The organism is Pseudomonas nitroreducens, from assembly GCF_014204515.1.
In the GTDB taxonomy this organism is placed as follows: domain Bacteria; phylum Pseudomonadota; class Gammaproteobacteria; order Pseudomonadales; family Pseudomonadaceae; genus Pseudomonas; species Pseudomonas nitritireducens_A.
In genome coordinates this window covers 163,323-182,290 of record NZ_JACHLI010000011.1, presented here as the reverse complement: position 1 = coordinate 182,290, position 18,968 = coordinate 163,323, and the positions used below count along the sequence as shown (strand labels likewise).

The window sequence follows — 18,968 nt, the reverse complement described above, 5'->3', positions numbered from 1 at the left end:
CGGCCATGCGACTACAATGCGCGCGTTTCGTGCGGGCCGTACTCGCGCTCCGCACCCGCCTCGCCCGGAAGGAGAACACCCATGGGACAGCGCACGCCGCTCTATGATTTGCACGTCGCCCTCGGCGCCAAGATCGTCGATTTCGGCGGTTGGGACATGCCGTTGCACTACGGTTCGCAAGTCGAAGAGCACCACCAGGTACGTCGCGATTGCGGCGTGTTCGACGTCTCCCACATGACCGTGGTCGACGTCACCGGTCCGCAGGCCAAGGAATACCTGCAGCGACTCCTGGCCAACGATGTCGAACGACTGCAGGTTCCGGGCAAGGCGCTGTACAGCGGCATGCTCAACGAGCGCGGCGGGGTGGTCGACGACCTGATCGTCTATCTCGGCGTGTACGGTTATCGCGTGGTGGTCAACGCCTCCACCCGCGACAAGGACATGGCCTGGATGCAGGCCCACACCGAAGGCTTCGACGTCACCCTGACCGAGCGCCCCGACCTGGCGATGCTCGCCGTGCAGGGCCCGAACGCCCGCGAGAAGACCGCCGAACTGGTCACTCCCTCGCGCGCCGCGCTGATCCGCGAGCTCAAGCCCTTCCAGGGCAAGGCCGACGGTGACTGGTTCATCGCCCGCACCGGCTACACCGGCGAAGACGGCCTGGAAATCATGCTGCCGGCCGTCGAGGCGCCGGGCTTCCTCAACGACCTGGTCGGCGCCGGCATTTCCCCGGCAGGCCTGGGCGCGCGCGATACCCTGCGCCTGGAAGCCGGGATGAACCTCTACGGCCAGGACATGGACGAGGACGTCACCCCGCTGGCCGCCAACATGGGCTGGACCATCGCCTGGGAACCCGAAGGCCGCGACTTCATCGGCCGCCAGGCGCTGGAGGCGCAGAAAGCCGCCGGTGATGCGCCCAAGCTGGTCGGCCTGGTGCTGGAAGAGCGCGGCGTGCTGCGCGCGCACCAGGTGGTCCGCGTTGCCGGCGTCGGCGAAGGCGAGATCACCAGCGGCAGCTTCTCCCCGACGCTGGGCAAGTCCATCGCCCTGGCCCGTGTGCCGGCCGCCACCGGCGACCGCGCCGAAGTGGAGATCCGTGGCAAGTGGTACCCGGTTCGCGTCGTTCAGCCGAATTTCGTGCGTCATGGCAAAGCCCTGATCTAAATTGCATGATCTAACTTGTATGGGGCGGTACCGCCGCCCGTCGCCCAGTCCCCGAGGAAAAACAAGATGAGCAATATCCCCGCCGACCTGCGTTACGCCGCCAGCCACGAGTGGGCGCGCCTGGAAGCCGACGGCACTGTGACCGTGGGCATCTCCGACCATGCCCAGGAAGCCCTGGGCGACGTGGTCTTCGTCGAACTGCCGGAAGTGGGCAAGACCCTCGCCGCCGGCCAGGAAGCCGGTGTCGTCGAGTCGGTGAAGGCCGCCTCGGACATCTACGCGCCGGTGGGCGGTGAAGTCATCGCCGTCAACGAGGTGCTGGCCGACACCCCCGAGGAAGTCAACAACGACCCGTACGGCTCCTGGTTCTTCAAGCTCAAGCCGAGCAACCCGGCGGAGCTGGACAAACTGCTCGACGCCGCCGGCTACCGCGCGGCCAGCGACGCTGACGCGTAAGACACTGCTGTAAACACAGGCCTCGACTCGTCGGGGCCTGTTCTTTTTTACGGACCGATTACGGACCGACTTTTCGAGACCGTGGCCATGTCGAACACCCCTTCGCTTTCCCAGCTGCACCAGCCCGATGCCTTCCTCGCCCGCCACCTGGGCCCCGACGCCGCCGAGCAGCAAGCCATGCTCGACACCCTGGGGCTCGGCAAGCGTGACGACCTGATCGAGCAGACGGTGCCCCCGGCGATCCGCCTGAACCGGCCGCTGGACCTGCCCACCGCCCTCGACGAGCAGGGCGCGCTGGCCAAGCTGAAGGGGTACGCCCAGCAGAACGAGCTGTGGACCAGCCTGATCGGCACCGGCTACTACGGCACGCTGACGCCGACCGTCATCCTGCGCAACGTGCTGGAGAATCCGGGCTGGTACACCGCGTACACCCCGTACCAGCCGGAGATCGCCCAGGGTCGCCTGGAGTCGCTGCTGAACTTCCAGCAGATGACCATCGACCTCACCGGCCTCGACCTGGCCAGCGCCTCGCTGCTCGACGAAGCCACCGCCGCCGCCGAAGCCATGGCCCTGGCCAAGCGCGTGGCCAAGGCCAAGAGCAACCTGTTCTTCGTCGACGCGCAGTGCCACCCGCAGACCATCTCCGTGGTGCAGACCCGCGCCGAAGCCTTCGGCTTCGACGTGGTGGTCGATGAGGTGGACAACCTCGGCCAGCACGCGGTGTTCGGCGCGCTGCTGCAGTACCCGGACACCCGCGGCGAAATCCGCGACCTGCGCCCGGTCATCGAAGCACTGCACGCCCAGCAGGCCATTGCCTGCGTCGCCAGCGACCTGCTCGCGCTGCTGCTGCTCACCCCGCCGGGCGAGCTGGGCGCCGACGTGGTGCTGGGCAGCGCCCAGCGCTTCGGCGTGCCCATGGGCTACGGTGGCCCGCACGCTGCCTTCTTCGCCTGCCGCGACGACTACAAGCGCGCCATGCCGGGCCGCATCATCGGCGTCTCCAAGGATGCCCGTGGCAACACCGCGCTGCGCATGGCGCTGCAGACCCGCGAGCAGCACATCCGCCGCGAGAAGGCCAACTCCAACGTCTGCACCTCGCAGGTGCTGCTGGCCAACATCGCCAGCCTGTACGCCGTCTACCATGGTCCGCAGGGTCTGAAACGCATCGCCCAGCGCGTGCACCGCCTGACTTCCGTGCTGGCCGCCGGCCTCGCCGCCAAGGGCGTGAAGCTCGTCAACCAGCACTTCTTCGACACCCTGACCCTGGACGTCGGCGCCCAGCAGCCGGCCATCGTCGAGCGTGCGCGCGCCGCCCGCGTCAACCTGCGCATCGTCGGTGAGGACCGCCTGGGCGTGAGCCTGGACGAGACCAGCAGCGCCGACACCCTGGCCAGCCTGTTCGACATCCTCCTCGGCGCCGGCCACGGCCTGGACGTCGCTGCTCTGGATGCCGGCAAGGTCGCCGACGGCATCCCCGCCGCCCTGCAGCGCAGCAGCGATTACCTGAGCCACCCGGTATTCAACCGCCACCACAGCGAAACCGAGATGCTGCGCTACCTGCGCCAGCTCGAAGGCAAGGACCTGGCGCTGAACCAGGCGATGATCCCGCTGGGCTCCTGCACCATGAAGCTCAACGCCACCAGCGAGATGATCCCGATCACCTGGCCGGAATTCGCCAGCCTGCACCCCTTCGTGCCGCGCGAGCAGGCCGAGGGCTACCGGCTGATGATCGAGGAGCTGGAAAGCTGGCTCTGCGCGATCACCGGCTTCGACGCCATCTGCATGCAGCCCAACTCCGGCGCCCAGGGCGAGTACGCCGGCCTGCTGGCGATCCGCAAGTACCACGAGAGCCGCGGCGATGCGCACCGCAACATCTGCCTGATCCCGTCCTCGGCCCACGGCACCAACCCGGCCTCGGCGATCATGGCGAGCATGCGCGTGGTCATCGTCGAGTGCGACAAGGGCGGCAACGTCGACCTGGAGGACTTGAAGTGCAAGGCCGCCGAGGCCGGCGAGCAGCTGTCCTGCCTGATGATCACCTACCCGTCGACCCACGGTGTCTACGAGGAAGGCATCCGCGAAATCTGCGAGGTCATCCACGGCCACGGCGGCCAGGTCTACATGGACGGCGCCAACCTCAACGCCCAGGTCGGCCTGGCGCGCCCGGCGGACATCGGCGCCGACGTGTCGCACATGAACCTGCACAAGACCTTCTGCATTCCCCACGGCGGTGGCGGCCCGGGCATGGGCCCGATCGGCGTGAAGAAGCACCTCGCGCCCTTCGTCGCCAACCACCCGGTGATCCGCATCGAAGGCCCGAACCCGCTGAACGGCGCGGTGAGCGCCGCGCCCTGGGGCAGCGCGAGCATCCTGCCGATCAGCTGGATGTACATCGCCATGATGGGCCCGCAGCTGGCCGACGCCACCGAGGTGGCGATCCTCAACGCCAACTACCTGGCCCAGCAGCTCGACGGCGCCTTCCCGGTGCTCTACCGCGGCCGCAACGAGCGCGTCGCCCACGAGTGCATCCTCGACCTGCGCCCGCTCAAGGCACAGACCGGGATCAGCGAGGAAGACGTGGCGAAGCGCCTGATGGACTACGGCTTCCACGCGCCGACCATGTCCTTCCCGGTGCCCGGCACGCTGATGGTGGAGCCCACCGAGAGCGAGTCCAAGCACGAGCTGGACCGCTTCATCGAGGCGATGCTGTCGATCCGCGCGGAGATCGCCAAGGTCGAGACCGGCGAATGGCCGGCCGAGGACAACCCGCTCAAGCGCGCGCCGCACACCCTGGCGGACGTCACCGGACTGTGGGATCGCCCGTATCAGATCGCCGACGCGGTGACCCCGACCGAGCACACCCGCGCCTTCAAGTACTGGCCGGCGGTGAACCGCGTGGACAACGTCTACGGCGACCGCAACCTGTTCTGCGCCTGCGTGCCGGTGGACGATTACCGCGAGTGAGCAGTGTGCTGGAGTGACAGGCGCTGATGTGAAAGTGCGCTGAACGAAAAAGCCGCCTTCGGGCGGCTTTTTCATGGGTTTTTCATAGGAGAGAGTCGTAGGAGAGAGTCGCAGGAGCGAGCTTGCTCGCGAACGGATATCCAGGCCGCTCCGGCGTTGGGCGGGTTCGCGAGCAAGCTCGCTCCTACAGGCTGACATGGGTTTTCCCGGTGTCGTAGGAGCGGACTCCGTCCGCGATCGACCCCGATCCGCTGAAGAGCGTCAGGGCGTAGGGCAGATAACTCGGAACGGGTTATCCGCCGTTGGCCTTTTCGGCGGATAACGCTGACGCGTTATTCGCCCTACCAGGCTGAAGTGGTGACATGCGCTGATGTGAAAGTGCTCTGTACGAACAAACCGCCCTCGGGCGGCTTGTTAATGGGCTTTTCGTAGGAGCGAGCTTGCTCGCGAACGGATATCCAGGCCGCTCCGGCGTTGGGCGGGTTCGCGAGCAAGCTCGCTCCTACAGGCTGACGTGGGTTTTCCCGGTGTCGCAGGAGCGGACTCCGTCCGCGATCGGTTCCGCCCCGCTGAGGTGCGTCAGGGCTTGAGTTGCAACCGCCCGATCAGCCGGATCAGGAACACGAACAGCAGGATCATCAGCACGTTGCTGAGCATGCCCAGCAGGTTGTAGATGGCCGACGGCAGGAGCGAGTAGATGTCCAGGCCGATGACGCCGAGCAGGCGGTTGAGCAGCCAGAAGCCTTCACTGACGATCAGCAGGATCAGGGTGATCTTCAGCGGCTGGATGGGATCGTTCATGGGACACTCCGTGTCGGACAGGGAGTGTCAGTAGAGCACAGCCGCGACCGGCCGGCGCGGTCCGTGACGAGCGCCACGGACCGCGGCGCTGGGTGTCACTGGGCGGATGCGTCATCGCGGCGCACGAGGATGGCGTTGGCCAGTTCCATGTCGCTGCGGTCCTGCAGCGCGGCGTCGTCGCTGCGCAGGCGGGTGAGTGCGGCTTCCAGATACGGACCGCGGATCGCGCCATCGCTGGCGACGAAGGCGCTGGCGTCGTCCTGGGCGGCGACGATCAGCTTGTCGTGCTTGAAGGTCAGGTAGGTCGACGCGGTGGTGGCGCCGGACGAGATGATGTCGCGCCAGAAGCCGTCGGCCATGGCCGAAGCGACGGGCAGGGCGATCAGGGCAAAGGCAGTGGCCAGTTTCGCGGTACGCATCGGGTACACCTCCGCAGGGTCCGTGTACAGGTGAGAGGCGCAGCGGCTGGCGGGAGTTCCAACTTTCCAGCGGCGGGGTGCGCGAACGGTCGTCGCGCACGCCGCGGTGGGTCAGCGCTGCTCGGCGAGGATGGCCGAGGCCAGCTGGGCGTCGCTGGCCTGCGCCAGGGCCGGGTCGGCGCTGCGCATCTGCCGCAGTGCGGCTTCCAGGTAGGGGCCGCGGATGGCGCCGTCGCTGGCGATGAAGCTGGCGGCATCGTCCTGGGCCGGGCCGACCAGCTTGTGGTCGTCGCGGCTGGTCATGTAGCTCGACGCGGTGGTGGCGCCGGAGGTCAGGACGCCGCGCCAGAAGCTGCGGTCTTCGGCCATGGCCGAGGCGAGGGGGAGCAGGGTGAGGGCGATGACGGCGGGGGCGAAACGACGACGCATGATGGTTCCTTGAGTGATTGCGCGCCCTTCAGAACCTCCTGGCAGGCGGCGGTTCCCGCCTGCTGTCGGAAATTTCACTCACGCTTGAGCGCCGGGTCGTCCGGGTTCTGCTGCTCCAGCTCCGCGGTGAGCTGCTGGACCTTCTGGAACTGCCCGGTTTCCCGCAGGTAGTCGAGCAGCGCCAGGCGCGCCGCGCGATTGGCCGGGTGGCGCTGCAACAGCTGTTCGAGCTCGTGGCAGGCGCCGTCGCTGTCGCCGCTGTCGTGCAGGGCGATGGCCAGGACGTAGCGGAACTGGTCGTCGTCCGGGCTCAGGCGCACGGCCTCGCGTAGCTCCCTGAGCGCTTGCGGTCGCTGGCCCGCGCGGACCAGGGCGAGGCCGTTGACGTGGTGCAGCAGGCCGGAGCCGGCATGCAGGCGCAGGCTCTCGTCCAGCAGTTGGCGCGCTTCGCCGGTCCGGTCGTTGGCCTCCAGCCACTGGATCAGCGTGACCTTGGCCGGCAGGAAGTCGGGGTTGCGCTGGATCGCATCGCGCAGAGCGGGCTCCACCTGCTCGTCGCGGCCTGTCAGCTGGTAGAGCTGGGCGAGGTTGAGGTTGGCTTCGGCGCGCTCGGCAAGGTCGTGCTGGACCTGCTCGTACTCCGCCAGCCCCCTCTGCAAGGGACCGGCAATGCCAGCGCGCACAGGCGGCGGCAACTGCGCCAGCTGCCAGGCAGCGGCGATGCGTACGGCGCGGATCGGGTCGTCCAGCAACGGCAGCAGCAACGCCAGTTGCTGCGCGGGAGCGGCCAGCGGCGCCAGCGCCTCGACGGCGGTATTGCGCACCAGTGGGTCGCTGTCCCTCAGGCCCAGGGCGACCAGTTCCAGCGAGCGCGGGCTGGGGTAGCTGGGCAGTTCGGCGAGCAGCGTGGCCCGGCGGATCGCCGGCAGGTCCGGGGTCGCCAGCAGCAGGTGCAGCGCGCGGGAGGCGCCGGGCTGGCCGTTGCGCGCCTTCGACAGGGTGTCGTCATAGCGTGGCGCCGGGTTGCTGGAGGCGTTGGCCCTGGCCGGCAGCTCGTTGGCGAACCAGTCGCGGAACGTCGAGCCCAGTTGCTTGGCCGGCATGTCGCGGTGGCAGGCCTGGCAGGCATCGGGCGCGCCGATGCGGCGGGCGTGCTGCGGGTTGGGCAGGGTGAAGCCGTGGTCGTGGCGGTAGTCGTTGACCATGTAGTAGCGCCCCGGCATGTGGCACGAGGTGCACTGCGCGCCGGGTGTGCCGGGTTGGTGATGGGTGTGCTCGGGCGAGTCGTAGTTCTTCGCCTGCAGGCCCTTGCCGTCGATCTGCGGGCGCACCGCCTTGCCGGCGGTGTTGTGGCACTGCAGGCAGACGCCGTTGCCCGGCGCCTTCAGTTCGCCGCTGTGGGGGTTGTGGCAGTCGGTGCACTGCACGCCCTTGGCGAACATCCTGCTCTGGGTGAAGGAGCCCCATTCGAAGACTTCGTCCTTGATCTTGCCGTCGATCTCGTAGAGCTCGCGGGTCAGGGTGCTGGGCAGGTAGTCGTCCATGAAACGGTGGTCGTTCTGGAAGCCGTCGGCCAGCGGTGCGCGGCGCGCATGGCAGCGCGCGCAGGTTTCGACGATGGTGGCCTGGCTGGCGTTCTGCAGGGGCACTTCGAAGCCCTTGTCCTGGCTGCGGTCAGGCTTCTGCGCCCATTCCAGGTGTCTGGACGCCGGCCCGTGGCAGGCCTGGCAGCCGACGCCCAGGCTGTTCCAGTGGCTGGCGAAGCTGTCCGTCTGCGCATCGTAATTGCGCTTGAAACCGGTGGTGTGGCACTCGATGCACATGAAGTTGGCGTTCTGCGCGGGGCGGGTCCAGTGCAGCTCGTCCTTGAAGTCGATGCGCTGGCCGGGCATCAGCTGGAACCACCGGTGCTTGCGGCTATCCCAGGCGACGCCGAGGGCCTGCAGGCGGCCGCCTGGGCCACCTGTCTTGTCTGGATAGTCGATGAGATATTGCTGCAATGGCTCGAAACCGAAGGTGTAGGCGACCTTGAAGTCGGCCGGCTTGCCGTCGGCGCCGGGGGTGTTGACCCAGTACTCGCCGTCCTTGCGGAAGAAGCGGGTGGTCTCGGTGTCGCCCTTGAAGGTGACGTTGTCGAAGTCGCCCAGCACATGGCCTTCGCTGGCCGGCTTCATCGCCTGCTGGTGGTGCGAGCCCTGCCAATCCTTGGTCTGCGCCTGATGGCAGCCCTGGCACTGTTGTTCGTCGACCAGCACGGGAGCGCTGGCGGTGGGCGTCTGCGCGGCTGCAGCAGCTTTTCCCTCGGCAATCGGAGGATGCCCCGCCGGCAGCTTCGCGCCGCTGTCCTGCTCCACCCAGATCCACGCGCCCAGGGTCGCCAGCAACAGCGCTCCGACCAGCACGGCCAGCCAGGTCCGCCGCGGCCGAACGCGCTCGGGAGCCGCAGTGGCGGCCGGAGTGGGGCGTGCTTTCCGATTCTTGTTGGGCATGGACTTCCGCTGTTCCGCGCGACGACGCAGGGAGCTTCCGCGAGGGGCGTGTGGCTGTCAACGCAGTGGGCCGCCGAATGCGCGGCGGCCCGCGCTTCACGGCTGGCGAATCTCGGCGACGCGGGCGCTGTCGACCTTCACCTCGGGGTTGCCGAACTGTGCGGTGAGGTAGTTCACCAGGGTGGCGATCTGCTCGTCGTTCAGGGTGCCGGCGAAGCCGGGCATGAACACGTCTTCGCTGCCCACCTTGCGGTGCACGCCGCCAAGGACCACCTGTACCAGGTTGTCCGGCTGCAGGGCGCCCACGGCGCTGTTCTTCAGCAGCATCGGGTAGTAGCCGTCCTTCACCCCTTCGCCGCTCCACGAATGGCAGCTGGCGCAGTTGCCCAGGTACAGGCGGGCGCCGTCGTCATGCTTCTGTGCGGCGAAGTCTTCGCCGCGCAGGGTGACGACGTCGTCCGCCGGTTCGCCCCAGGCGAAGCGCGCCTTGCGTTCGCCGTCGCTGACCGCCGGCACGCTGCGCAGGTAGCTGGCAATCGCCTGCAGGTCGGCATCGCTCATGTACTGGAAGCTGTGCTCCACCGCCTCGGCCATGGGCCCGGCGGCCTGGGCCTTGCCCGGTACGCGGCCGCTCCTGAGGTACTGGACGATCTCCGCGTCGCTCCAGCCGCCGATGCCGCTGTGGGTGTCGGGGGTGATGTTGAAGGCGTACCAGCCGCCCAGCGCGGCGCCGGAGAGAAAGCCGGTGCTGCGCTCGTCCGTGGCTTTCTCCTGGAAGGCCATGCCGCGCGGGGTGTGGCAGGTGCCGCAGTGGGCCAGGCCCTGGACCAGGTAGGCGCCACGGTTCCAGGCCGCGCTCTGTTTGGGGTTCTGCTGGTAGACCGTGTCGTCGTGGAACAGCAGGTTCCAGATCGCCAGGGGCCAGCGCATGTCCAGCGGCCAGGTGATGTCCGAATCGCGGTTGGGCTGCGCCACGGCCTGCACGCCGCCTTCGAGGAACCAGGCGTAGAGGGCCTGCATGTCCTCGTCGTTGACCTTCGCATAGGCGGTGTAGGGCATCGCCGGGTAGAGCCGGGTGCCGCCCTTGGCTACGCCCTCGCGCACGGCGCGGGCGAAGTCGTCGTAGCTGTAGCTGCCGATGCCGGTCTTCGGGTCGGGGGTGATGTTGGTGGAGTACACCGCGCCCAGCGGCGTGGCCAGCGGCAGGCCGCCGGCGAAAGGTTTGCCGCCCGGCACCGTATGGCAGGCCGCGCAGTCGCCGGCGCGGGCCAGGTATTCGCCGCGTTGCAGGACTTCCGCTGGCGCGGGGTCCAGGGCATTGGCCGCGTGGGCGAGAAGTGGTGCGGCCAGCAGGGCGAGCAGGAGAAGACGTTTCATGCCTTGGCCTCCCGCTTCAGGTGCTCGGCCAGGCGCAGGGCCAGGGCGGCGATGGTCAGGGTGCAGTTCACCGAGCCGACGGTGGGCATCACGCCGCTGCTGGCGATGAACAGGTTGGGGTGGTCGTGGGTCCGGCACTGGGCGTCCACCACGGAATCCTTCGGGTCGGCGCCCATCAGCACGGTGCCGGTGATGTGGTTGTTGTTGGCGAAACTGTCGTCGAACGTCACCTCTTCACCGCCTAGCAACTTGGCCGCGTTGGCGTAGACCTCGCGGGTGTGCACCGCGCTCTTGCGCACGTAGTCGTCCATTGCATAGGTGAACTCGGGCTTGGGGATGCCGGCCGCGTCGCGCTCGGTGGCGCTGGGCACGATGCGGTTCTCCGGGTGCGGGAGGATTTCGTGGAAGCTGTCGAAGCGCACGAAGCGCGCGGCGCGGTCGCGGATCTTCGCCTCCAGGTCGTGGCCCAGCAGCAGCGGCCCGTGGCGGATCAGCTCGGCGGCCACCTGGTCGGTGCGCGAGAGGTTGGACAGGTGGATCTTCTTCGACGCGTACTCGCTACGGAAGGCGCCATCGCGGAAGCCCACCATGGAGGTCATCTCCTGCGGCCCGCGGCCTGGCCAGAGTTTCTCGTTGGCATAGAACTGCACGGCGGTGCCCGGGTGGTCCATGAGGTTGCGGCCGACCATGTCCGAGCTGTTGCCGACCTCGGACATCAGCATCAGCTTGGGCGTCTCGATGCCGTTGGCGGCGAGGATGAAGGTGTCGCCCTCGACGCGCATCTCGTTGCCCTGCGGGTCCTTGTAGAGGGCCGCGACGATCTTGCCGGCCTCGCCCTTCTCCAGCTTGAACACCACGGCGTTATCGATCAGCCGGGCGCCGGCGGCTTCGGCCTTCTCGACATGGACGATGCCGTTGTACATGGCGCCGATGGGGCAGATGGGCATGCAGTTGTTGTTGCCGCAGCAGGTCGGGCGGCCGTCGTAGGGGCGGCTGTTGCGCGCCACCGGTTCGGTGACCACGCGGTAGCCGTTGGCGTTGAGCAGGGTCTTGATGCGCTGCTCGTTCCACGACAGCGGCAGCGGTGGCATGGGGTAGGGCTGGCTGCGTGGCGAATCGAGTTCCTCGTCGCCCGGGCCCCAGACGCCCAGTTCCTCCTCGGCGCGCTGGTACCAGGGCTCCAGCTCGGCGTACTCGATGGGCCAGTCGCGGCCTACGCCATACAGGCTGCGCAGCTTGAAATCGTTGGGCAGGAAGCGCCAGGCGGAGGCCGCCCAGTGCCAGGTGGTGCCGCCCACGGCGCGGATGTACTGCACGTCGTAGGGGTGTTCACCCTTCTGGATCAGGTAGTGGTTGTCCGGCTTGAACTGCGGATGCGGTGCGAATGGGGTGGACGGATAGGGCGCCTGGTTGTCGGATTTGTCCGCCTGGTTGCGGAAGCGCTCGACGATCTCCCAGCGGCCCATGCGCGGGCCGGCCTCGAGGATCAGCACGTCCTTGCCGGCCAGTGCCAGTTGATGGGCGACCAGCGCGCCGGCCACGCCGGAGCCGACCACCACGAAATCCGCGCGTTGCGTATCGTTCATGCTCAAGCCCCCCGCTCGACGGGCTGCGCGGCCCAGAAGCCGGGCTTGTTCGGGCAGTAGCTGCGGATCACCAGCACGTCGTCCACCGCGCGGAACATCAGCGCCTGCTCGTAGGTGACCACGGTGGCGCTGCTGTCATCGCCGATCTGCCCCAGGTACCAGCCGCCGAGAATCTGCCGCGCCAGCCACTGCTGGCGCTCGTTCCAGCTCGCCGGATCATCGCCCAGGCGATCGAGCAGCTCGGTGAGGCTCTGCTTGAGCGCGGTATCGCGCTGCGCCAGGGCCTGGAACAGGCGCTGGCCGATGCGCGGATCGAGGTTGCTGCGCCCGGTGAGGCGCTGGGAGAGGGTCATGAAGCCTTCCAGCTCCACTTCGGCCTGCGGCGTCAGCGCCGCCCAGCAGCGCCCGGCGGGACTGAGCAGCACCCCGCCCATCGCGGCGCTGGCGCAGGCCACCGCCAGCAGGCGGCGGCGCGAAAGGGGAAAGGCGGGCAGCGATGCCTCGGACATGACGACCTCTCTATCAACAGGCGAACGGTTGGGACGTGCGGTCTGACGCCGCTTGCATCGGGGTATTGGTCGGCCAGGGTGGCGATCCCCTGCCCAGGCCCTTAGTATTGCCGCTTGTTCAGATTCTGCCGGGCGATTCGCTCTGCCGGCGGCTCACCCAGGAGCCGCGCCGCAGAGCCTCAGCGCCGGGCTTTTGGGTGAAACCGCAGCGATGAAACAGTACCTCGACCTCATGCGCCACGTGCGCGAACACGGCACCTTCAAGAGCGATCGCACCGGCACCGGCACCTACAGCGTGTTCGGCCACCAGATGCGTTTCGACCTCGCCGAAGGCTTCCCGCTGGTGACCACCAAGAAGTGCCACCTCAAATCGATCATCCATGAGCTGCTGTGGTTCCTCAAAGGTTCGACCAACATCGCCTACCTGAAGGAAAACGGCGTCTCGATCTGGGACGAGTGGGCCGACGAGAACGGCGACCTGGGTCCGGTCTACGGCTACCAGTGGCGTTCCTGGCCGGCGCCGGACGGCCGCCACATCGACCAGATCGCCAACCTGATGCAGATGCTGAAGACAAACCCGGACTCGCGCCGCCTGATCGTCTCCGCGTGGAACCCCGCGTTGATCGACGAAATGGCCCTGCCGCCGTGCCACGCGCTGTTCCAGTTCTACGTCGCCGACGGCAAGCTCAGCTGCCAGCTGTACCAGCGTTCGGCCGACATCTTCCTCGGCGTACCCTTCAACATCGCCAGCTACGCGCTGCTGACCCTGATGGTCGCGCAGGTCGCCGGCCTGCAGCCGGGCGAGTTCATCTGGACCGGCGGCGACTGCCACCTGTACGCCAACCACCTGGAGCAGACCGACCTGCAGCTGACCCGCCAGCCGCTGCCGCTGCCGACCATGAAGATCAACCCCGAGGTGAAGGACCTGTTCGACTTCCGCTTCGAGGACTTCGAGCTGGTCGGCTATGAAGCCCACCCGCACATCAAGGCGCCGGTCGCCGTTTGACGATTGTGCCGCGGGCTGGCGCCCGGCCAGCCTGCGACAGGCGTCCGCTCACTGCGCCGGGAACCCCGGCAGCGCGATCTCCCGCGGAGCCCGCAGCAGGCCCACCAGCAGCGCGGCCACTCCGATGCTGAACAGATAGAGCGCCGTAGGGCCCAGACGCTCCATCAACGCGCCGGCCAGCAACGGGCCGATGCTCGCGCCGACGCCGAAGGTCGCCAGCAGTACCCCCGCTACCCCGACGCGCAAGTCCGGCTCCAGGTTGGCATTGGCGTGGGCAATGCCCAGCGGGTACAGGCAGAACTGCAGGAAGCCGATGGCTGCGCCCGCCAGCAGTATCCACGCGTGCTGCGACGTATCGAGGAAAACCAGCGGCAGGTAGGTGACGGCCAGCAGCATGGCGATGACCCGGATCAGGACAACGCGCGGGTAGCGATCCGACAGCCAGCCCAGCGGCAGTTGGGCAGCCAGTCCCGCGGCGATGCTCAGGGCCATGAACTGGCCGACCTGGGCTGGCGTGAAACCGCGTTGCGCGGCAAAGATCGGCGCCAGCCCGTAGAAGCAGCCGTTGAGCAGCCCCGAGCCGAGGATACAGCCCAGCGCCTGGGGCAGGCGCCGGACATGGACCATTGGATTCACCCGCGTCTGCGCCATTACCGAGGGCTGCAGCCCCCGGTGCATGGCCATCGGCACCAGGCCGACGGCGAAGGCGATGGCCACGCCGACCAGCACGCGGACATCCAGGCCATTGCCCAGGCTGAGCAGCAATTGCCCGAGCATCATGCCGACGTAGCTGGCCACCATGTACAGCGACATGGCGCCGCCACGTCGATCCCCCGGCGCGCAGTCATTGAGCCAGCTTTCGATGACCATCAGCTGGCACATCATCGCGGCACCTACCACGAAGCGCAGCACCAGCCAGAGGGGCAGCCAGTCGCTGAACAGGTGGCAGAGCACCGCGGTAATGATGATGCCGGCGCCGGTGACGAAGGCGCGGGGATGGGTGGCACGGCCGATCAGCCAGTAGCCGATGCGTCCGCCCAGCACCATGCCCAGCGCATTGGCCGCCATCAGCGCGCCGCTCCAGCGCTCGGCGATGCCGTGGGCGTCCAGGCGCAGGGCCAGGTAGGTCATCAGCAGGCTCGAACCCAGCTGCATCAGCAGGGTCGCCACGTACAGCGTCCCGAAGGACTTGGTCAGTGAGAGCAATTGGGGCCCCTGATCAGCGGCTAGTCGAGGCCGTGGCGGCGCTTCCAGTCCCCTGGATGCACGACATAGCCGAACAGCGCATGGCCGCCGTAGACCAGTTCGGTACCCTCGGGAATCCACAGCATCTGGCCCGGCAGTACGCGGTACAGCTCGCCGTTCGCGCGCAGTTCGAAGCAGCCCTCGATGACGAAGACCACTTCGTCATAGAGCAGCGTCCAGGCCACTTCGGCGCCCTCCCAGCGGGCGAAACCGATGCCCAGGTTCGGCGAGATCTCCTGGCTGATGGCTCGGGCCACGCCTGCGTGGCCCGGCGGCCCGCCGCGAGGGGTGAAGTCCAGGTCGCGGTGATCGACCAGCAGTACCGGGCCGGTTGCCTTGGGCATCACAACTCGCTCCTGCTGTTCCAGGCCGCCCAGCGGATGCGCGTGCGCACACCCAGGCCGAGGAAGGGCTCCGGCGGGTTGAGCGACGGCATGCCGGTGACCGCCTGAATGTCATCGAGCAGGCTGGAGGCGGCACCCACTGCCCGGTCGGCCAGCAATGTCCCGGAAATGGTGCCCCAGGCCGCGCCGACGCCGTTGTCGCACGCCGTGGCGAACACCCCGTCGTCCAGTTGGCCGAAGAAATTGGTGAAGTTGCGCGAGATGGCATAGACCCCGCCCCAGGTGTGGGTGAAGGGCACGGCGGCGAGTTGCGGGTAGCGGGCGAGGAAAGCCTGGCGGTGATCGTCGCGAATCTTCGCGCGGGTGCCGTCGCCAATGCTGCGCCCGTAGCGCGGCACATGCTTGTAGGTGTTGCGTATGATCAGTCGGCGATCCTGGGTCATGCGCAGCGTGGTGCCGGCGTGGTCGGCCGGCGTCAGGCCCCAGTCGGCCTGGGCGCCGATGCTGTCCATCTCGGCGTCGCTGAGTGGGCGGGTCCAGCTGGCGAAGGTCATCACCGGCAGCAGGCGGTTGCGCAGGAAACCGAATTCCTGGGTGAAGACACTGGTCCCCAGCAGCACCTGGGGGGTGCGGATCAGTCCCTGGGCGCCGTGCAGAATCCAGCGCCCGCCGGCATCGCGCTGCAGGCGCTGGATCGCCGATTCCTCCAGGACCTCGACGTTCGGCGGTAGTGAATCGCCCAGTCCGCGCACCAGCGCGGCCGGCTGCATCAGGTAGCAGCCGGGGGTGAAGATGGCCCGGCTGTAGTGCCGGGTGCCGAGCAGGCCAGCCAGTTCGTCGCGCTCCACCAGGCGGTAGGGTTCGCCGAGGTCGGCCATCAGTTTCTCGAAGTGATCGAGGTAGGCCAGGCCGCGCTCGCCCACCGCACCCTGGTACTTGCCGGCGTGGGACCACTGGCAGTCGATGCCGTGGCGTGCGATGAGGCCCTGCAACTGGTCGATGGCCGCGCGATTGAGGCCCAGCAGGCGCTGCTTGTGCCCAGGGTCGGGATGCTCCAGGGCGAACTTGTGCGGCAGGTCGATGACGAAGCCGGAGTTGCGCCCGGAGGCGCCATAGCCGATGCGCTGGGCATCCACCAGCAGGATGCGCGCCTGCGGCTGATGTTCGGCCAGCCGGCGCGCGGCGGCAAGGCCGGCGAAGCCGGCGCCGATCACCACGTAGTCGGCGTTCTGTTCGCCAAGCAGGCGGGGACGGGGTAGTGGTTCGGGCAGCGCGGCATACCAGCCGCAGCTGCGATCATCGTAAGGCAGGTTGACGATACTGTTTATGGGGCGCACTCAAGCCACGTTCTGTGGGGTGCTCTGGCAGTTCTGCAGCCAGGCACTTCGTTGTTGTTGGGCCTGCCGACCGAGCAGGACGAAACCGCGCAGGGCGCCAGACGGGTCATGGAAGGCGGCGCTCAGGCCGTCGGCCGTCGCTTCGCAGCGCCACTGGCCCGCGCAATCCAGCGGCGGTGGCAGCAGGCAGAGCGGCGCAGCGGGGGTTTTCACGATCACCGGCATCAGCGGGTAGCGGACGGCGCTCGGTTGCCCCAGCAGCGTCCTGGCCAGTGCGCGGATGCCCTCATTGATCGGCGCCAGGTACGGCAGCAACTGGCCGTCGACCTCGATGCAGTCGCCCAGGGCGTAGATGCCGGGCGCCGAGGTCTGCAGGTGGGCGTCGACCTGGATGCCGCGCCCGCATGCCAGCCCGGCGTCGGCGGCCAGTTGCAGGTTCGGGCGCAGGCCGACGGCGGAGAGCACCAGGTCTGCCTGCACCTGCTGGCCGTCCGCCAGGCTCAGGCGATAGCCGCTGCTTTGCCGCTCGATGCGTTGCAGCGTGGTGCCCAGGTGCCACTGCACGCCGAGTTCGGAAAGTGCGTGTTGCAGGTGCACTCCGGCCTGGGCGGGCAGCAGGCGCTCCATGGGCCAGGCGCCCAGGCCGATGACGCGCACCGCGTAGCCACTGCTCGCCAGGTCATTGGCGAACTCGCAGCCGATCAGGCCGTCGCCCAGGATCGCCACGCTGTGCGCACCTTCCAGGCGGTCGCGGAAGGCCTGGTAGTCGTGCAGGTTGTTGACGCTGACCAGCGCATCCGCGCAACCCTCGATGGGCAGGCGCAAGGGCGAGGCGCCGCTGGCCAGTACCAGCTGGCCGTAGTCCATGTCGCCGAGGCTGGTGTGCAGGCGCTTCGCGTCAGCGTCGATGCGTTCGACCCGGCAGTGCGGGTAGATGCGGATGCCCAGGCGGCGCTCCACCGCCAGCGGGCTTTCCGTCGCCAGCGCCGCGGGGTGGCGGCCCTGGGCCAGGGCAATGGAGAGTGCCGGCTTGGAGTAGTGATGCCCACAGTCCTGGGTCAGGACGCGGATCTCCAGTTGCGGGTTGGCCTTGCGCAGTTCCTGGGCCAGGCCGTAACCGGCATGGCCGCTGCCGATGATGACGATCGGCTGGGCAGGAATGGCCGTCGCCATCGGCAGTTTCGGTGCAGCCGCGGGTGTGGCGACGGCGGTGGGCGGTTCGCTGATCTCGATCATCTCGAAATCGGCCTTGCCGACCTTGCACTCGGGGCACAGCCAGTCTTCGGGAACGTCTTCCCAGCGAGTGCCGGCGACGATGCCGTCGTCCGGCCAGCCGAGGGCTTCGTCATAGATCAGGCCACAGATGATGCACAGCCACTTCTTCATCGCCCTGCCCTCATTCGCCGCTGATGCGTACGGCCAGGTTCTTGGTCCTGACGTAGCTGTACAGGGCCTCCTGGCCTTTTTCCCGGCCAAAACCGGATAGCCCGACCCCACCGAAGGGCGTCTCGATGCCGCCGGCGTACCATTCGTTGACGAATACCTGGCCGGCGCGCAGGCGCCGGGCGCATCGCAGTGCGCGGTTGAGGTCCTGGGTGAAGACGCCGGCGACCAGGCCGAAGTCGGTACCGTTGGCGATGGCGATGGCCTCATCCTCGCTGTCGAATGGAATCACCGCGAGGACCGGGCCGAACACCTCGCTCTGGGCAATCTCCATTTCCGGGGTGATGTCGCGCAGTACCGTGGCCGCCATGAAGTGTCCGCAGCCCTCGCCGATGGCTTCGCCTCCGGTAGCGACCACCGCGCCTTGCTGCTGGGCGCGCCGGCACAGGGCTTCGATGCCGGCGAGCTGGCCGGCGGATATCACCGGGGTCAGGCCGGGGTTGTCCTGGCCGATGCCGACGCTCAGGTTCCTGGCCAGGGCGACGACGTCGGCGACCACCTCTTCGTACAGCGAGCGCTGCACCAGCAGGCGCGACATGGCCGAGCAGACCTGGCCGGCGTTGAAGAAGATGCCGTTGCGCACGCTGGCCAGCAGTTGCTCGCGGTCATGGTCGGGGAAGACCAGCGCCGCAGACTTGCCGCCCAACTCCATCACACAGGGCGTTGCATGCTCGGCGGCGCTGCGCAGGATGCTCTGGCCGGTGCCGACCGAACCGGTGAAGACGATCTGGTCGACCGCACGATGCCCGGCGAGATAGGCGCCCACTTCGCGCCCACGGCCGCAGATCAGGTTCACCGCGCCGCGGGGCAAGCCGGCGCGCTCGATGGCCTTGAGCAGCACGCAGAGCCCCAGCGGCGAAAGCTCCGGCGACTTGATCACCACCGCGTTGCCGGCGGCCAGCGCTGGCGCCAGCGAGCGGGCGCAGATCGACACCGGGAAGTTCCACGGCACGATCTGCAGCGATACGCCCATCGGGTCGTATACGGTGAAGTCCATGTAGCCGTTGCCCAGGGGGATGGATGTCCCCTCGATCTTGTCGGCCATCCCGGCGTAGTACTCGAAGTAGCGCGCGGCCTCGACGAATTCGTCGCGGGCATCGCGCAGGCACTTGCCGTTCTCCTGGCACAGCACCCAGGCGCCTTCGTCGGTCACCGCACGGATCTGCGCCGCCACCTCCAGCAGCCAGGCCACCCGCTGGGCCGGGCGTGCGCGAGTCAGCTCACCACTGTCGGCGCAGCGGCGCGCCGCCTGCACGGCGCGCTCCGCGTCGGCGACCGTGGCCTGGGCGATGGTGGCCACGGGCTCGGTCGTGCCGGGATTGTGGACGGTGAGCCGCTGGCCACTGTCGTGCCACTGTCCATCGATGTAGTTCAGCCAGTGCGGGGCGATCGTCTGCAT

16 protein-coding genes and 1 pseudogene are annotated in these 18,968 nt (G+C 68.1%); 4 read left to right on the top strand and 13 right to left on the bottom strand.

Annotation, left to right across the window (positions count from 1 at the left end; genetic code table 11):
• The first annotated feature begins 81 nt into the window (after nucleotides 1-81).
• From gcvT to gcvP, 3 genes are all read left to right on the top strand, one after another.
• Nucleotides 82-1,164 carry a glycine cleavage system aminomethyltransferase GcvT gene (gene gcvT, locus HNP46_RS15985; RefSeq protein ID WP_184590602.1) on the top strand — a complete coding sequence of 361 codons (1,083 nt, stop codon included), beginning with the start codon at nucleotides 82-84 and terminating at the stop codon, nucleotides 1,162-1,164.
• Between the two features lie 66 nt (nucleotides 1,165-1,230).
• Nucleotides 1,231-1,620 carry a glycine cleavage system protein GcvH gene (gene gcvH, locus HNP46_RS15980; protein WP_184590601.1) on the top strand — a complete coding sequence of 130 codons (390 nt, stop codon included), beginning with the start codon at nucleotides 1,231-1,233 and terminating at the stop codon, nucleotides 1,618-1,620.
• 87 nt (nucleotides 1,621-1,707) lie between these two features.
• Complete coding sequence (gene gcvP, locus HNP46_RS15975) at nucleotides 1,708-4,584, top strand: aminomethyl-transferring glycine dehydrogenase (protein WP_184590600.1); 2,877 nt, start codon at nucleotides 1,708-1,710, stop codon at nucleotides 4,582-4,584.
• A gap of 579 nt (nucleotides 4,585-5,163) precedes the next feature.
• Here the strand turns inward: gcvP and HNP46_RS15970 are convergent.
• The 7 genes from HNP46_RS15970 to HNP46_RS15940 form a co-directional block, all read right to left on the bottom strand.
• Entirely contained in the window at nucleotides 5,164-5,385 is a 222-nt protein-coding gene (locus HNP46_RS15970; protein WP_184590599.1) for a hypothetical protein, read from the bottom strand.
• A gap of 95 nt (nucleotides 5,386-5,480) precedes the next feature.
• Nucleotides 5,481-5,804: a DUF2388 domain-containing protein gene (locus tag HNP46_RS15965; protein WP_184590598.1), complete on the bottom strand. Its 324-nt coding sequence runs from the start codon at nucleotides 5,802-5,804 to the stop codon at nucleotides 5,481-5,483.
• Between the two features lie 111 nt (nucleotides 5,805-5,915).
• Nucleotides 5,916-6,233: a DUF2388 domain-containing protein gene (locus tag HNP46_RS15960; protein WP_184590597.1), complete on the bottom strand. Its 318-nt coding sequence runs from the start codon at nucleotides 6,231-6,233 to the stop codon at nucleotides 5,916-5,918.
• Nucleotides 6,234-6,307: 74 nt separating this feature from the next.
• Nucleotides 6,308-8,722 carry a tetratricopeptide repeat protein gene (locus HNP46_RS15955; RefSeq protein WP_184590595.1) on the bottom strand — a complete coding sequence of 805 codons (2,415 nt, stop codon included), beginning with the start codon at nucleotides 8,720-8,722 and terminating at the stop codon, nucleotides 6,308-6,310.
• 96 nt (nucleotides 8,723-8,818) lie between these two features.
• Nucleotides 8,819-10,099: a c-type cytochrome gene (locus tag HNP46_RS15950; protein ID WP_184590594.1), complete on the bottom strand. Its 1,281-nt coding sequence runs from the start codon at nucleotides 10,097-10,099 to the stop codon at nucleotides 8,819-8,821.
• Complete coding sequence (locus tag HNP46_RS15945; RefSeq protein ID WP_184590592.1) at nucleotides 10,096-11,685, bottom strand: GMC family oxidoreductase; 1,590 nt, start codon at nucleotides 11,683-11,685, stop codon at nucleotides 10,096-10,098. Before HNP46_RS15945 ends, HNP46_RS15950 begins: the two co-directional genes overlap by 4 nt.
• Before the next feature lie 2 nt (nucleotides 11,686-11,687).
• On the bottom strand, nucleotides 11,688-12,194 hold the full coding sequence (locus HNP46_RS15940; RefSeq protein ID WP_184590590.1) for a sugar dehydrogenase complex small subunit: 507 nt from the start codon (nucleotides 12,192-12,194) through the stop codon (nucleotides 11,688-11,690).
• Between the two features lie 211 nt (nucleotides 12,195-12,405).
• Here HNP46_RS15940 and HNP46_RS15935 point away from each other — a divergent pair, with 211 nt between their 5' ends.
• Entirely contained in the window at nucleotides 12,406-13,200 is a 795-nt protein-coding gene (locus tag HNP46_RS15935; RefSeq protein WP_184590588.1) for a thymidylate synthase, read from the top strand.
• 48 nt (nucleotides 13,201-13,248) lie between these two features.
• On the opposite strand, the gene HNP46_RS15930 is transcribed toward HNP46_RS15935, so the two are convergent.
• From HNP46_RS15930 to HNP46_RS15910, 6 genes and pseudogenes are all read right to left on the bottom strand, one after another.
• Nucleotides 13,249-14,406 carry an MFS transporter gene (locus HNP46_RS15930; RefSeq protein ID WP_184590586.1) on the bottom strand — a complete coding sequence of 386 codons (1,158 nt, stop codon included), beginning with the start codon at nucleotides 14,404-14,406 and terminating at the stop codon, nucleotides 13,249-13,251.
• 20 nt (nucleotides 14,407-14,426) lie between these two features.
• Entirely contained in the window at nucleotides 14,427-14,789 is a 363-nt protein-coding gene (locus tag HNP46_RS15925) for an ethanolamine utilization protein EutQ (protein ID WP_184590584.1), read from the bottom strand.
• Nucleotides 14,789-16,117, bottom strand: a complete 1,329-nt coding sequence (locus tag HNP46_RS15920; protein ID WP_311771814.1) for an NAD(P)/FAD-dependent oxidoreductase — start codon at nucleotides 16,115-16,117, stop codon at nucleotides 14,789-14,791. The genes HNP46_RS15925 and HNP46_RS15920 overlap by 1 nt, the downstream gene beginning before the upstream one ends.
• 9 nt (nucleotides 16,118-16,126) lie before the next feature.
• Complete coding sequence (locus HNP46_RS15915) at nucleotides 16,127-17,299, bottom strand: FAD-dependent oxidoreductase (protein ID WP_260403186.1); 1,173 nt, start codon at nucleotides 17,297-17,299, stop codon at nucleotides 16,127-16,129.
• 51 nt (nucleotides 17,300-17,350) lie between these two features.
• A pseudogene (locus tag HNP46_RS35880) lies at nucleotides 17,351-17,512 on the bottom strand (rubredoxin); the annotation flags it as partial.
• A 10-nt stretch (nucleotides 17,513-17,522) separates the two neighbouring features.
• Nucleotides 17,523-18,968, bottom strand: coding sequence for an aldehyde dehydrogenase family protein (locus HNP46_RS15910; RefSeq protein WP_184590580.1), 1,446 nt, complete (start codon nucleotides 18,966-18,968; stop codon nucleotides 17,523-17,525).